Annotated in this window: 11 protein-coding genes; 6 read left to right on the forward strand and 5 right to left on the reverse strand. The window is 51.9% G+C overall.

What is annotated here, in order from left to right:
- Nucleotides 1-446 precede the first annotated feature (446 nt).
- The gene (locus PLIM_RS08705; protein ID WP_230849429.1) at nucleotides 447-1,466 is read left to right on the forward strand and encodes a sigma-54 interaction domain-containing protein; all 1,020 of its coding nucleotides are present in this window, start codon (nucleotides 447-449) and stop codon (nucleotides 1,464-1,466) included.
- Between the two features lie 54 nt (nucleotides 1,467-1,520).
- Here the strand turns inward: PLIM_RS08705 and PLIM_RS08710 are convergent, their stop codons facing one another.
- Nucleotides 1,521-2,468, reverse strand: a complete 948-nt coding sequence (locus PLIM_RS08710; RefSeq protein WP_013109941.1) for a C-terminal binding protein — start codon at nucleotides 2,466-2,468, stop codon at nucleotides 1,521-1,523.
- 612 nt (nucleotides 2,469-3,080) lie between these two features.
- On the opposite strand from PLIM_RS08710, the gene PLIM_RS08715 reads away from it, so the two are divergent.
- The 4 genes from PLIM_RS08715 to PLIM_RS08730 all read left to right on the forward strand — a co-directional run bounded on the left by PLIM_RS08715 (nucleotide 3,081) and on the right by PLIM_RS08730 (nucleotide 6,902).
- Nucleotides 3,081-4,340 (forward strand): DUF481 domain-containing protein, encoded by a 1,260-nt coding sequence (locus PLIM_RS08715; RefSeq protein WP_013109942.1) that lies wholly within the window; start codon nucleotides 3,081-3,083, stop codon nucleotides 4,338-4,340.
- A 178-nt stretch (nucleotides 4,341-4,518) separates the two neighbouring features.
- Nucleotides 4,519-5,382: a sugar phosphate isomerase/epimerase family protein gene (locus PLIM_RS08720; RefSeq protein WP_013109943.1), complete on the forward strand. Its 864-nt coding sequence runs from the start codon at nucleotides 4,519-4,521 to the stop codon at nucleotides 5,380-5,382.
- 189 nt (nucleotides 5,383-5,571) lie between these two features.
- Complete coding sequence (locus PLIM_RS08725; RefSeq protein ID WP_013109944.1) at nucleotides 5,572-6,345, forward strand: segregation and condensation protein A; 774 nt, start codon at nucleotides 5,572-5,574, stop codon at nucleotides 6,343-6,345.
- A 107-nt stretch (nucleotides 6,346-6,452) separates the two neighbouring features.
- Nucleotides 6,453-6,902, forward strand: coding sequence for a DUF4870 domain-containing protein (locus tag PLIM_RS08730; RefSeq protein WP_013109945.1), 450 nt, complete (start codon nucleotides 6,453-6,455; stop codon nucleotides 6,900-6,902).
- On the opposite strand, the gene PLIM_RS08735 is transcribed toward PLIM_RS08730, so the two are convergent.
- The 4 genes from PLIM_RS08735 to PLIM_RS08750 form a co-directional block, all read right to left on the reverse strand.
- On the reverse strand, nucleotides 6,895-7,275 hold the full coding sequence (locus PLIM_RS08735; RefSeq protein WP_013109946.1) for a hypothetical protein: 381 nt from the start codon (nucleotides 7,273-7,275) through the stop codon (nucleotides 6,895-6,897). The genes PLIM_RS08730 and PLIM_RS08735 overlap by 8 nt on opposite strands.
- Before the next feature lie 139 nt (nucleotides 7,276-7,414).
- A complete protein-coding gene (locus PLIM_RS08740; protein ID WP_013109947.1) occupies nucleotides 7,415-8,602 on the reverse strand; it encodes a DEAD/DEAH box helicase in 1,188 nt (395 codons plus the stop codon).
- A 261-nt stretch (nucleotides 8,603-8,863) separates the two neighbouring features.
- Nucleotides 8,864-10,522: a formylmethanofuran dehydrogenase subunit A gene (locus PLIM_RS08745; protein ID WP_013109948.1), complete on the reverse strand. Its 1,659-nt coding sequence runs from the start codon at nucleotides 10,520-10,522 to the stop codon at nucleotides 8,864-8,866.
- Nucleotides 10,523-10,631: 109 nt separating this feature from the next.
- The gene (locus PLIM_RS08750) at nucleotides 10,632-13,103 is read right to left on the reverse strand and encodes a PAS domain-containing hybrid sensor histidine kinase/response regulator (protein WP_013109949.1); all 2,472 of its coding nucleotides are present in this window, start codon (nucleotides 13,101-13,103) and stop codon (nucleotides 10,632-10,634) included.
- A 507-nt stretch (nucleotides 13,104-13,610) separates the two neighbouring features.
- Here PLIM_RS08750 and PLIM_RS08760 point away from each other — a divergent pair.
- Entirely contained in the window at nucleotides 13,611-14,627 is a 1,017-nt protein-coding gene (locus PLIM_RS08760; protein ID WP_013109950.1) for an AAA family ATPase, read from the forward strand.
- The last annotated feature ends 13 nt before the right edge of the window (nucleotides 14,628-14,640 follow it).

Consider the following 14,640-nt stretch of genomic DNA (forward strand, 5'->3'; position numbering starts at 1 on the left):
TGAGTTTACCGCTTCATCCCCACTCCGCTTTCATAGTGTGGAATGTATCAACCCTTCTGACATCATGTCATGTTCACCGCCGATAAACCGTTTCCATCAGGGTAACTCCGGGTGCCGACAAGATTGATGGCGTTTTCCAGCCTGCCAAGCCAGAGGCAACGATTCTCACCGATTCCCCAGGAAAGTCACAGAATCCCGGACATGAGTCGCGACCGGTAGTAGCCCACATTCAAGGCATCACCGCTCGATTCATTTGCAAAACACGTGTTCACGGCCAAGAATATTTGAATATTTTGGCATCCCCGCCCAGATTGATTAGCAATCGAGCCTTGAAACGCCTATATTACAGGCAATCGACTCCCGGTAAGCGAGCGTTTTCTTCCTCATGCGATGATCTCATGAGTTCCAACTTAATGTCGAATGGCACAAAAGGCGGTTTTTCCGTCATGGACACGATGATTGGCACCAGCCAATCGATGCTGGATGTGCATCGACTTGTCCGTCAAGTGGCATCCACATCAGCGACAGTTCTTCTCCTTGGTGAAACCGGGACAGGAAAAGAGCTTGTTGCCAAAGCCGTTCACGAAATGAGCCCGCGGGCCTCAGGTCCATTTATCCGGGTCAATTGTGGCGCATTGAGCGAAAGCCTGCTTGAGAGCGAACTCTTTGGTCACGTGAAGGGTGCTTTCACGAGTGCTTTCGAAAATCGCACGGGGCGTTTTGAAGCCGCCCATGGGGGCACAATTTTTCTGGACGAAATCAACTCCATGAGTTACACGCTGCAGGTCAAACTGCTGCGTGTGCTGCAGGAGCAGGAATTCGAACGCGTTGGCGATACAAAGACCATTCGGGTGGATTGCCGGATCGTCGCCGCCACAAACCGTGACCTGCTCGATGAAATCGATGCCGGTCGCTTCCGTGAAGACCTCTATTATCGCCTGAACGTCGTCCCGATCTATCTGCCGCCATTGCGCGATCGACCAGACGATCTGGCAGACCTCATTGCTCACTTTGCGAAGCGATATGCGATAGCCAACAGCCGCCCCGTTCCTAAAGTTTCCGAAGATGTGATCGCTGTCCTGAGATCCTACGCGTGGCCGGGAAACGTGCGAGAACTCCAGAACTATGTCGAGCGTGCGATTGTCTTGTCCTCGGGCGAGACGTTAACACTCGATCTTTTCCCTCCGCATGTTCGCGGCATGGCACCCATCCGCCTGAATCGATCCCGCTCCAACAACCTCGAAACTCTTTGTAGCGAACTGGTCACGCTGGGCCTGCTGGATGCAGGAGAAGATTGCACCAACGCCTATGACCGCGTGGTGACTCTCGTCGAGAAAGAACTGATCCTGCAGGTTCTGCGAACTTGCCAGGGAGTCCAAACCAAAGCGGCGACTAAGCTGGGGATCAACCGGAACACACTGCATAAGAAAATCACCGATTATCACCTCGAATCTGAGGCTCGATAACCAGTGAGATGAGTGCTGTTTCTACCTCGATCCAGATAGAAATCGCTGAGGACACTACTTCAGGTTGACGAGATTTCTCGGCTTTTCCCCGCGAAAAACCTGAACGATCTGTTCCATGACTTCCCGCCGCATTTGTTCGAGGGATTGCTCAGAAATAAAAGCCGCATGGGGGGTGACGATGACGCGTTCATCCTGAAAAAGTGGTCTGCTTAAATCGCAAGGTTCCGGATCGAAGACATCCAGCGCTGCACCGGCAATACATCCCGACTTGATGGCCTCTTCCAACGCCGCCTCATCAATCAATCCACCACGCGAAGTATTGATGAGATACGCCGTCGGCTTCATCTGGCGAAACTGCTCTTTCCCGAACATCTTGCGTGTGGCCGGAGTGAGTGGAGCATGTACCGAGATAAAGTCGCTTTGCGACAAAAGCTCTCCCAGGCTCACCATCTGGCAGCCCGTCCCGTAATCATTGCCACTGGATGTATGGGCCAGAATCTCCAAGCCGAGGGCTCTGGCTTTGGGTACCAGTGCGCGAGCCGTATTTCCCAATCCCACAAGCCCCAGCTTTTGGCCTTTGATGCGGGTTAAAGGCAACCCCGCCCCCAGGTTGTATTCGCCCTGTTTGGTTCGATGATGAAAAAAGGCAATCTTTCTCGACAAGGCCAACAGCAATCCGAGGGCATGATCAGAAACTTCGTGAGTGCAGTAGTCGGGTGAATTGGTGACGGGAATCCCACGGGCCGTACATTCGGGAATCGCAATGTTATCCAGTCCAATTCCCAGACGTGCCACAGTTTTCAACCGCGGTGCTGCTGCTATCACTGCTGGCGTCACCTTGGCCCAGTTGGTGGCAATCGCGTCGGCCTCTGCTGCCAGTTCGCAGAGTGTTTTTTCATCACCTGCCGGAGCTTCAATTAATCTGGCACCGGCTGCGGCCAGCACTTCCGTTTCGATATCCAGGCTGGGCCAGGCACGATCTGTCAGCAGAACTTGATACATCTTGAAAAATGACTCCCTGTTGAACCTTCAGACCACTTCTTCCAGATGAAACAGACATCTCTGAGATAGTTCTTGAAGCATCAATTCTGTTTGATAGACGCCAGAATCCACTCGGTTTGAGAGTCTAAGCATACACACCCAGCCACAAATCTCCCAAACTGAGCCTAAGTACTTTGAGAATCTGAAGATCGAAACTGCTTTCAACTCAGTAGAAAAGATAGTCTCTCTGAAGATAGGATTTTTCTGACAATCAGCTCACCCCACCGGAACCGGCACTCACGAACGACGCAAACAACAACAGAATAACACTTTACAACGAAACAACACTTGTCAGCTTGAGTAGAATTCAGGTTGTCCTCGGCCTCGCTTTTGAGCTAATATCCGCTCGCTGCGCTAACACTTCCCACAAAGCCCTATTCCATTCCGCAATCTTCTCCCGCCAGCACTTCAATTCGTACTGTCAGTCACGTTCGGAAATTTCGTCAGAAACTCCTTTCGCCTGATCTCACACCAATTTCACGTTGTTCGTTTTGAGGCCCCAGTTTGCCCCAGCCTGAACGCACAATTCCGGCTTTGATTCGGCCCTTGGATGCTGCTTCCAGGTGCCTGGGAATGTTCGTCATTTGTTTCAGCTTGTTGTGCAGTGGCTTAACGGGGATCGCCGCCGAAAAAGTCCTTCTCCTGGATGGCAGCATTCTAATTGGCAACAGTCAATCCGTGGAAAATGGGAATGTTCTCTGGCGAACACAAACGGGAGAAGATGTTCGCATTCCCATCAACCAGATCGTGCGAATTGATGCCGAAGAACTAACCGGTTCAACCAACTTGCCGGCCAGATCCGCCCCTCAAAATTCATCTCAGCAGAACACAAGTCCCCCTCCCGATATCAAGATGCCAAGCTCTGAGAAACCAATCTTCTCATCCAGTGCTAAAGCCCTCAACAATTCTCCAGAAAACTCTCTGTTGAAAGGCATGAATACGGAGCCAACGACACCGCCCCTAATGCAGAAAGATCCTCTGTTAGAAATCCAAAATCCCCTCGTAGAAGTCATCGACCTGACACCTCCCGAAGAAGCCTTCGGTCACGACGCTATCGAAGAGACATGGACGGAGTCTGTTCCTCTCCTGGGTTCCTCAGTCAATGCGATCAGTTCCGTACTTTCCACGGCGCAACACACCGCCACAGCGGCCACCAACCAGGCTTCTTTGTGGACCAATCGCATTCAACTGGGTGGAAACTTTACGAACGGAAATTCGAACATCGACATCATCGATGTTCTTGCTCAATTCGAACGTTCAACCAAAGTCAGCCTCAGACAAATGGATGTGGGCGGGCAGTGGGCACAGACAACCGGGAACGTGACTGCCAACCGCTGGTGGCTTAACGGTAACTTTGACTGGCCATTCTCGAGCGAAGAAGACCGCTGGATTACATTCTTGAGTACCAAAAATGAATACAACCAGCTCGCAAATCTGAACATTCGCAGCACCAACACGACAGGATTAGGCTACCGCTTTTATTACGAACCCAAAAAACGATTGATCACTCGTATTGGCCCCGCTGTGACCGTCGAAGCGTTTGACTCTCCTGACAATACGCGAACCACGTTTGACTTGTTTTCGGAGGTTGAATTGCGCTGGCCGATTGCCAAACGGACATCTCTTGAATCGCGGATCCGCTATCAGCCGGGGCTTCTCGACGGAGCGATCTACCGTGTCTTCTCCACCTCTTCCATCATGTGGGATCTCGACGAAGAGAATCGCTGGAAGCTCGCCCTGAATCTTCGCACAGAGTACGTTTCAGTGCCCAGTCCCGGTCGAAAGTCCACCGACTGGTTCACTGTTGTTTCGCTGGTCTATCAGAGAAAATAGTCGATTGGCTTCCAAAGAATCTCGACCCGGAACTCTGGGGACTGGTTGCACAATGCACAACGGGCTAACATTTCGCACATCAACTGGTCAAACTATGGAGGAATCCAGTCACATTTTGCCTGCTGGATTGTCATTCGAATTGACCGCACCTGAGACAGACTACTGAAGGATTGGCTCCATGACTTCCCACAAACCGTATTGGCCTATTGGTGTATTTACATCTGTCGATGCCGGGTTAGGTGTCCATCTGGAAGTGGCACAGGATCTCAAGGTTCCCACGGTTCAGGTGCATGCCCCTCATCCGCATACGCGAACTCGTGAACATGCTCAGGCTTTTCGAGCCAAGTGCGATGCAGCCGGCATTCAGGTAACTGTTATCTTCGGTGGCTTTGATGGAGAAAGTTACGCCGATATCCCCACCACGGCACGAACTGTCGGGCTCGTCCCTCTTGAAACGCGTGCCAGTCGCGTCGCAGAAATGAAAGAGATTTCAGACTTCGCCAGTTGGGTCGGTTGCCCGGCTATTGGATTGCATATTGGTTTCGTCCCTGAAAGTTCCAGCCCCGATTACAGCGAACTGGTTCGCGTCACCCAGGATCTGCTCACTCATGCAGCAAACCATGGCCAGGCCGTCCATCTGGAAACAGGGCAGGAATCGGCAGATCACCTGCTGGAATTCATCGAAGATGTCAACCGCCCTAATCTGGGAATCAATTTCGACCCGGCCAATATGATCCTCTACGGGACAGGCAACCCGATTGAAGCGCTTCGCAAAGTGGCCCGTTATGTCCGCAGTATTCATTGTAAAGATGCTCTCTGGGCCCCAGTCAACGAACGTGGAAAATCATGGGGCCAGGAAGTCGCATTGGGGACTGGCGATGTCGGGATGGAAGCTTACCTCACGACACTCTGGGAGATCGGCTATCGCGGCCCACTCACCATCGAACGCGAAATTCCACACGATCCGGTTCAACAGAAGAAAGATCTCGCCAGTGCTCTGGAACTCCTGACAGGGCTGCGGAAGAAAATTGCCAACTGCTGAAGCCTGGCCCCGGCGGTTTCTGCCGCACGCACATACTCAAAGCCCAGCCCGCAGACATCACCGGCGAAGTTTGCGGGCTGGGCTGGATTTAATGGCATTATTCGTCGATAAACAGGTTGTTGGCTTCGATGGGCTTCTGAACTTTGTCACCTTCAGAATGCAGAATTCTTCACGAACGCGGATCAGGAAATGCCCGACTATCGCGTTCAACTCGACACCTTCAGCGGTCCTCTGGACCTGCTGCTCTATCTGGTGCGCCGCAACGAAATCGATCTGCTCGATTTGCCTATCTCGCAGATTACTAATCAGTTTCTCACATTTCTGCAGGTCCTTGAGCTGATCGATCTGGATACCGTGGGAGAATTTGTCGTCATGGCAAGTTCTCTGATCGAGATCAAAAGCCGCCTCGTTCTCCCTCGGGCTGAGGATCAGGCCCAGGAAGCTCAATCAGCCATGGGGGAAGACCCCCGGGCAGAACTCGTGGAGCAGTTACTCGAATACAAGCGATATCGAGATGCAGGACAAGCCCTGCAGAAACAGGCCGACGACTGGCACAATCATTTCCCGAGAATGACCAGTGAAAAGCCCAAATCGAGCCGGGATATCGCCAACGACTCTTTCAAAGAAGTCGAACTCTGGGATCTGGTGAGTGCCCTGACTCGAGTCATGCAGAAGAAGATCGTCGTCGAAACAGCTGCTATTCGTTACGACGACACTCCCATTTCTGTCTATGTCGAACGAATTGGAGCACATGTCCGCAAGACCGGTCGGGCATCGTTCAGCGAATTCTTCGAAGGTGCCAACGAGCGCAGCAAAATCGTGGGCATCTTTCTGGCTGTCCTTGAACTTCTCAGGCATCACCAGTTTCATGCCGAGCAACCAGAGCCTCATGGCGAGATCTATCTCATGCCACCTGACAATCCGGAGCATGCCTCGTCAGTCGATCCTGCTGAAACTCCCTGAGAGACTGCCGGTGATTTTCTGATAATCAATTTGGCTTTTGCAAAAACTTTTGCCAAGATCGGCCATCCCTCTGCGTAATATCTCGGGATCAGAAACCGGAGGCCACCATGTCAATTGCCGATGAACTCTTCAAACTGCAGCAGCTTCGCGATAACGGTACGATCTCGAATGAAGAATTCGAGCTTCAAAAAGCCCGGCTGATTGAACCCAAGCCAGCACTCAATCTGGATGTGAAGCAATGGTCTGTGCTACTCCACCTCTCACAATTGTTGAATCTGGTGACGGGCTTTGGCGGAATTATTGCCCCCATTGTCATCTGGATGCTCTTCCGCGATCAATCACCAGAGATTGACCAGCACGGAAAGAACATCGTGAACTGGTGGATTTCCAGCTTCATCTACGGAGTTGTCAGCGGCATTCTCTGTGTCGTGATCATTGGCATCCCGATGTTGATTGTGCTGGTGATCCTGACGATCCTCTTCCCCATCATCGGTGCCATTAAGGCCGGTAATGGAGAGGTCTGGAAATATCCAATGACCATCGCCTTTATCAAGTAGTCGTCTTTGCGGGTGATGTTTTGTACCAGGCGAACACAAAGAGCCCCGCAAACAAAAAATCAATCGCAGCAGCACCTACGAGTGGCCACGGCAAACGTCCCACGACTGTCAGAATCAGGGCGGGAATGACAAAGCCCACTTTCTCGATAATCCCAGGGATGATCATCAATCGGTAGCGCTTGATATCCCAGGACATGATCACGTAAGCCACTTGCCAGGCAATCGTCACCCCCAGAAAACCATAATAGAACTCAGTATGAGTAATTGCGGGTGGATACTCGGCGGAGAATGTCGATTCCGCAGCATACATCGGCAGCAGCACCACCAGGCCATAGATCCCTGCGACAAGAAAAATGACTCGGGCTGCGAACATCCAGGTATCCTCGCAAAATGATCATCAGCTCAAATTGTTAACCACTGTCGTTTGACTATGTTGATCGCCCAGAACAGCGGCCAGCCAGCAAAACGGCACGAGTCATTCTATTTCGGCAGCAGCATCAAGCTGGCTGGCATTATGCCGGGTCATTCACATGCCGGGCAGGGCGGCGCGGCCGCTGAGTTTCGAAATCTCGTATCTCGTACCGGGCCAGTTCCTTGTTGACTCGGATTTCAATGTTGGTCAACTGGTCACCTTCTTCTCGCGTAACGAAGGTAATCGCGGAGCCAATTTTTTCCGTCGATGACAAGCGGCCTGTTCGACCAATCCGATGCACATAGTCATCGCAATCCATAGGGACGTCGTAATTTACAATATGAGATATGCCACTGATATCAATGCCACGCCCCATGACATCGGTCGCAATCAACAGTCTCAAACGACCATCACGGAAGCGGGAAAGCACACCTTCTCTCAGATTCTGCGACAAATCACCGTGGATAAAGCCGATTCTCGGCAAGCGACCGCTGAACTTGCGGTACACCTCTTCCGCACCACGTTTGGTTCTTGTGAATACCAGCACCTGCTGTGGCTTTTCTTGCGAGAGCACACGAATCAAAGTGCGAAACTTGCGATCCTGATCCACAGGCACATAGAACTGCGTAATCGAATTCTGAGAATCCGCCCCGATGTGAGAAACATCGACTCGTTCGGGATCATTCATATACTTTTGTGCCAGCCGTGCCACAGGTGCTGGCAATGTGGCAGAGAGCAACAGCGTCTGTCTTTCGGTCGGGCATTTTCTCAGAATTCGCTCGATATCTGGCCGAAAACCAATGTCAAGCATCCGATCGGCTTCGTCTAACACCACCATTTTCAACCGCGAAGTGTCGAGTTCCCCCCGTTGCATCAGATCGATGATGCGCCCGGGGGTTCCGATAACAAGCTGAGCCCCTTTCTTCAGATCAGTAATCTGCGGGCGTATATTTCGGCCACCCACGCAACAAACAGATCTCAAAGGATGCTTCAGTGAAAGGCGGCTTGCCTCTTCGGCAATCTGCTGGCTCAATTCGCGAGTAGGAGTCAGGACGAGCGCCTGAGGATAACCTTTCTCAGCATCGACTCGTTCAAGAATCGGCAGCACAAAAGCTGCTGTTTTCCCAGACCCGGTGCGTGCCTGACCAATGACATCTTTACCTGATAGTGCCAGCGGAACAAATGCAGCTTGAATCGGGCTGGGGGTTGCAAACCCCATTTTATTAACAGCTGCCAGAGTTGTTTCACTCAGGCCCAAATCTTCAAAACGAACTGTCTGATTCTCCATCCGGGGAGCAATACCTCATACAAACATGATTGGGAGAACCGTCGCGTCTCCCTCGCGTCATCTACATCGAAACTCTGGCGGAACACACCACAAACTGGCAGTGCGAACATCGCTCATCAAGTTTTCCGACAGATCCAGAGAGACTTGCAGTCGCAAAACATTCTCTCATGTGACTTGACAGACTACCGCCCCGCACTCTCGAACACAATCTGGATTTTTTGCTTCTTTGAGGAAGGTGGCAGCGAAAACATCACTGATCAGTTACCCGGAAGTCGAATTCGACGCGGTTTGACCAGCCAGGTCTTCTGGCTCGAGCACATAATTCTTGATGTTCAACGTGTAACGATCGCGAAAGAACGACGCCATGTGTTTCTCAAACGATTCGTCCCACGTCCTCAATGTATGCCACGTCGCGCCTGTCGGGGTCGATCGCAACTCCCCGCCATCGACGACCACTTCACCACCTTTGAGAACATAACGGGGGATTTCGAACATCTCCCGGAGATCATCCTGCCGGGAATAGATGGTCACATCGGCATCCGCACCACAGCCCAGGTGACCTTTGTTCGCCAAACCGAGCATCCTGGCCGGGGCAGCTCTCGTGATGATGGCAATTTCGCGCAAACTGTACTCTCGCTTTAAATCTCCCAGAATCGTCTTCGACCGCATGGCCGCCGGTAAACGAGCCAGCATTTCGGCTCGCAACGATTCACTCATCAGAAAGGCGATAATCTGCGGATACGCCAGAAACGAGGCCCCATTCGGATGGTCGGTACTCATGGCAATTCGCCATGGATCACTCATCAGCAGATACCACTCCAGGCCAATGGCCCATTGAAGAGCATGGACAGCACTTTTATCGCGATAGGTGATCGGTACGACACCACAGCCACCTTCGACTTCCGTATCGCCGCTGAACCACCGGCGTCCCGTCAGTCGATGCAGGTAGTAACCGACCTGACTGTCTCCGGTCATCGAAACTGTGTCACCAAAGAGCACCTGCCCCACATCGACGGTAATCTCCGGATGACTCTCGACGTACTCAACCAGTTGTGCAGTTGCCGAACCAAACGTCGCCTGATCATTCGGTTCACCGGCATAGCTGTGATACTGGATATGTGTGAAATGCCCGCGATGTCCCTCCAGAGACTGCATCGTTGCCAAAGTCGTACGCCAGTTACCGGGAATCCCCAGATGGTTGCAATGGATATGCACAGGATGCGGCAGACGCAGTCGATCTGCAGCTTCGGCCAGTTGTCTCACAATACGACGAGGTGTCACTCGCTCACTTCCAATGGGCATATCGAGATCATCAAGGGGCAAACGAGCACTTTTCCAGTATTCTACTCCCCCGGGATTCACGATCTTTACGGCATATCCATAGGCAGCATTCAGCACCCACGCCACGAACGCCTCCAGAGCCGGCTGATTATTCTGCGCGAGGCATTGCATCACGAACTGGTTATTACCCAGAAGCGTATAAAAGCCCTTATCAAGAATGGGAAGATCCGCAAACTCGGCATGCACAGCTCTGGCATGTAATGGAGGAATCGCGGCATCAAACGCCGTCGTATACCCCAGTCCCGCGTACAGATATCCCGTGGCAAAACTTGATGGCACCGGGCCGGCATTTCCCGCCCGCGGAAACTGGGGCACTCCAAGCTGCCTCGCACTTCGCTGGGCACCAGCCAGCATGCGACGTGCGGCATTCACTTTCGGCCCCGCGATATGACAGTGCATATCGACTCCACCAGGCATCACGACACAACCACTGGCATCCAGCTCTTTGTCAGCTCGGAAAGCAGGATCGGCAGGTGGTTCGACAACTTTGCCATTTTCGATCCATAGATCGATGATTTCGCCATCTCGATGATGGAGAGGATCATAAACCGCTCCACCACGGATTACTAAAGTTGCCACTCGGTTTTCCTTCACGACCGATCCATCTGGCCAGCGATGATGATCGTCATGACCATCCACTCATGGTCACGACTGTAATCCATTCATGCCCAGTTCGGCAGTGAAAAACTCAAATCGGCTGCTGACTCAAGACGGACGAAGGATGACCCAGTTCATCAATCAGTTGCAGCAAGGCATGGCGATCAATCGGCTTGGTCATGTACTCCGTACATCCCGCCTGCAGGCACTTCTCGCGATCACCAACCATGGCATGGGCTGTTAACGCCACAATCGGGATTTGACATCCCATACTTCGCAACCGGCGGGTCGCCTCGTAACCATCCACAAAGGGCATCTGCATATCCATCAGGATCATGTCGATATTCTGCCCCGCTGCGATGGCCCGCTCATACAGGGCAATCGCAACTCCTCCATGCTCGGCGATTGTCAGATCATGCCCCGCTTTGCGGAGAATCAGACCAATGAGTTTCTGATTATCAACACCATCTTCAGCCAGTAGAATGCCCAGCGGCTTCTCCCGCACTCTGGCTTCAGCCTGGAGTGCTTTTGTCAACCTTGGGCCAGAGACCTGTCTCGAAGTTCCCAGAGCCGAATGACTGATTTTTCCGGTTGGCAAAGTGATCGTGAATGACGACCCACTCCCGAGAATACTCTTCACCTGCAGATCGCCACCCATTAACTCGATCAATCGCTTGCTGATCGCCAGCCCTAATCCAGTTCCTCCAAACCGTCTGCTCACCGAAGTATCAGCCTGCGAAAACGGGATGAACAACTTATCAAGATGCTCAGCCGCGATCCCGATTCCCGTATCACAAATCTGCATCTGTATTCGTGGTGCGGTCGTAAACTCTTCCGTCATTCGCACCGAGAGATCCACACCACCTTGTTCTGTAAACTTGACGGCATTACTCAACAGATTCATCAACGACTGCTTCAGCCTCAGGACATCAGTCTCGATACAGACCGGGACATTGGTCGCAAAATTGACTGTCAAACCAATCTTCTTTTGTGCGGCTTTAGGCCCGATCGATTGCATGAGATCATGGATTAACACACGCAAGTCACATGTCGTTTTCTCGATTTCAAACAGACCGGATTCGATCTTGGAAATATCGAGAATGTCGTTAATCAGTTTGAGCAGATGCTCACCATTCCGCCGAATGATCGACAACGCTTCACAATCCTCTGGTCGATTCAAACTCGCAGAGACTTGCTCGGCAAAACCCAGAATCGCTGTCATCGGCGTTCGAATCTCATGACTCATATTTGCCAGAAAATCAGACTTCGCACGATTCGCTGCCTCTGCCGATTTTCTTGCTTCAGAAAGACTTGTCGCCTGCTGTGCCAGTTCCTCGGCCTGAATCTTCAATCGAGCTTGAGATCTCGATGATTCTTCAATCGATTCTCGCAAGCGAGCCTCGTACCGCTTGCGCTCAGTAATATCTCGCACGATGCCTGTAAAATAACGTCGGGAACCTTGCCGGACTTCACTGACTGACAACTCCATAGGAAATGTCGAACCATCTCGCCGGCGGCCCACAGCTTCCCGGCCAATCCCGATCACACGTCGAGTTCCAGTCTGCTGGTACTTCTGCAGATAGCCATCATGCTCACCACGATAAGGATCCGGCATGAGCATCCGCACATTCTCACCAATCATTTCATGATGAGAGTAGCCAAACATCTTCTGAGCTGCTGAATTGAGCGACTTGATCAATCCCGATTCGTCAATCGTGATAATCGCATCCACCGCAGTTCCGAGTATGGCTCGCACCCGCGCCTCACTGTCACGCAGTGCTTCTTCTGTTCGTTTGGAATGGGTAATGTCGCGAACAGTCCCGACAAACAATCGCTCTTCACCGTCGGTGACTTCTGAGATCGAAAGATTCATCGGAAAAACTGTTCCGTCTTTCCGCTTACCAATCACTTCTCGACCGATCCCAATAACCCGCCTTTCTTTGGTTTCGAGATATCGCTTCAGATAGTTGTCATGCTCCTGCTGATAAGGCGACGGCATGAGCATGTTGACGTTCAGTCCCAGAACTTCATCGCTCGAAAAACCAAACAATCGCTCGGCTGCCGGATTAAATGCTTTAATGGCCCCGCGAGTGTTAATGATCACAATGGCATCCACAGCCGAATCCAGCAGAGCCTGGTGGCGGGCTTCACTCCGTTTATAAGCACCTTCAAGCTGGCGGATGATGGAGATATCGCGAAAACTCAGCAGGTGACACAATCTCGATGTTCCCAGTTGTGCCACCCGATGATGCACTTCGAAGGAACGATTTGACCCATTCGAATCATTGTGCTCGACGATAATCTGTTCCAGCCGATCGCCGTGGCAAGTATTCTGCAAAGAACTCAGTAATGCGGATCGATTCCAGCACCCCTCGTGGATCTCACACAGACGTTTCCCTGTAATCTCCGCCTGCTGACACGACATCATCTCTTCGTAGGCGAAGTTCGCATAGATCACGTCCCACTCGTTTGATCCCACGAGTAATGTGGCATGACCAATGGCTTGGAGGCACTGTTCAACGCTCTCAATCGTCGGAATGTCGGGCGACAACGACAACACCATTGGTAGGACTTTCCGACAAGCCTGTCTCAGTAGCAACAAAGAACCGGCACGGAGACACTCTCAGATCACATGAATCACCAAGGATTCATCGGCCAGCCAACCATACTTCATCCACATCTGCATCGACTGCTTCGGTGAACTTTCAGTCTCCACGCGAATCAATTTGAATAACTTCAGTGAAAACACTCGCTGTTTTGGGGGGGATATTCACTGAATGTCGCTTCCCAGTATCCAGTCATCACTTCACCGCTCTGGGACTGAAAATGCTTCACGCTGACTTCGGTGCAATTTCCGGATAAATCATTGATTCGGTTCTGGATCAATTCATCGTGGAATTGAAGAGGAAAAACGCTCAAAACTCTTTGAATCTCAAGACGCCTGACGAGGGAAGCGAAGGAAAACTTATCACGAATCGTCAACGAACGACCTGTTCATCGAGTGTATTGCCCATGGTTCTCCGTTACGATTTGAAACAGTCATTTCACTGCAACTGGCAAAGGAAACCTTGTGGCCACAGAAAAACGAGACTTTGACGATTTTCTGGAGAAGTTCCGCAAACACCGTGAACTGATGCAGGAAGAACTCAGCAAGATCATCGTTGGTCAAAAGCCTGTTATTGAGCAGATTCTCGGAGCTATCTTCACTGGTGGGCATTGCCTCCTGGAAGGTGTGCCTGGTCTTGCCAAAACTCTCACAGTTGCCACGATCGCTCAGATTCTGGATGTCCACTTCAAACGCGTGCAGTTCACTCCCGATCTCATGCCTTCGGATATCACGGGTACGAACGTCCTTGACGAAAACGAAAGCGGCCGACGCGAGTTCCGTTTTGTCGAAGGCCCGGTCTTCACGAACGTCTTACTGGCCGACGAAATCAATCGTACGCCACCGAAAACACAGGCAGCACTTTTGCAGGCAATGCAGGAACGTGAGGTGACTGTCGGTCAAACCACCTACCGTCTGCCAGAGCCTTTCTTTGTCATCGCCACTCAGAATCCCATTGAGCAGGAAGGAACTTACCCACTCCCTGAGGCACAACTTGACCGCTTCATGTTCAACGTCGTCGTTGACTATCCCAATCTCTCGGAAGAAGAGGAAATTCTGACCGCGACCACACGCGGCGAACGACCGGAGATCCGTAAAGTCCTTTCAGCCAAGTCGATTCTGTTCCTGCAAAAGCAGGTGAGCATGGTCGAAATTGGCCCGCTCACCGTGAACTATGTGGCCCGGTTAGTTCGCGCCACCAGACCGCGCGATGATTCGGCACCGAAGTTCATCCGCGACCTGGTCGATTGGGGAGCAGGGCCCAGAGCCGGGCAATTCCTGATTGCCGGGGCCAAAGCCATGGCGGCGATGGATGGTCGCCCGAGCGTCGCCATTGAAGATATTCATCGCGTGGCCATTCCTGTTCTCAGGCATCGCATTTCCACCAACTTCCAGGCCCAGGCTGAAGGACTCTCACGTGAAGCGATTATTGCCCGATTGCTCGATGCCGTCCCTGAGCCATCGATTAAGAAATACTCCTGATTGTTTCTCTGCA

Origin of the sequence: Planctopirus limnophila DSM 3776, from assembly GCF_000092105.1 — a bacterium.
In the GTDB taxonomy this organism is placed as follows: Bacteria; Planctomycetota; Planctomycetia; order Planctomycetales; family Planctomycetaceae; genus Planctopirus; species Planctopirus limnophila.

What these genes read in the sequence shown, in the direction of transcription:
- PLIM_RS08710 (WP_013109941.1), bottom strand. Translation starts at nt 2,468, where the DNA reads ATGTATCAAGTTCTGCTGACAGATCGTGCCTGGCCCAGCCTGGATATC.
- PLIM_RS08705 (WP_230849429.1), top strand. Translation starts at nt 447, where the DNA reads ATGGACACGATGATTGGCACCAGCCAATCGATGCTGGATGTGCATCGA.
- PLIM_RS08725 (WP_013109944.1), top strand. Translation starts at nt 5,572, where the DNA reads ATGCCCGACTATCGCGTTCAACTCGACACCTTCAGCGGTCCTCTGGAC.
- PLIM_RS08715 (WP_013109942.1), top strand. Translation starts at nt 3,081, where the DNA reads ATGTTCGTCATTTGTTTCAGCTTGTTGTGCAGTGGCTTAACGGGGATC.
- PLIM_RS08750 (WP_013109949.1), bottom strand. Translation starts at nt 13,103, where the DNA reads ATGGTGTTGTCGTTGTCGCCCGACATTCCGACGATTGAGAGCGTTGAA.
- PLIM_RS08740 (WP_013109947.1), bottom strand. Translation starts at nt 8,602, where the DNA reads ATGGAGAATCAGACAGTTCGTTTTGAAGATTTGGGCCTGAGTGAAACA.
- PLIM_RS08720 (WP_013109943.1), top strand. Translation starts at nt 4,519, where the DNA reads ATGACTTCCCACAAACCGTATTGGCCTATTGGTGTATTTACATCTGTC.
- PLIM_RS08730 (WP_013109945.1), top strand. Translation starts at nt 6,453, where the DNA reads ATGTCAATTGCCGATGAACTCTTCAAACTGCAGCAGCTTCGCGATAAC.
- PLIM_RS08735 (WP_013109946.1), bottom strand. Translation starts at nt 7,275, where the DNA reads ATGTTCGCAGCCCGAGTCATTTTTCTTGTCGCAGGGATCTATGGCCTG.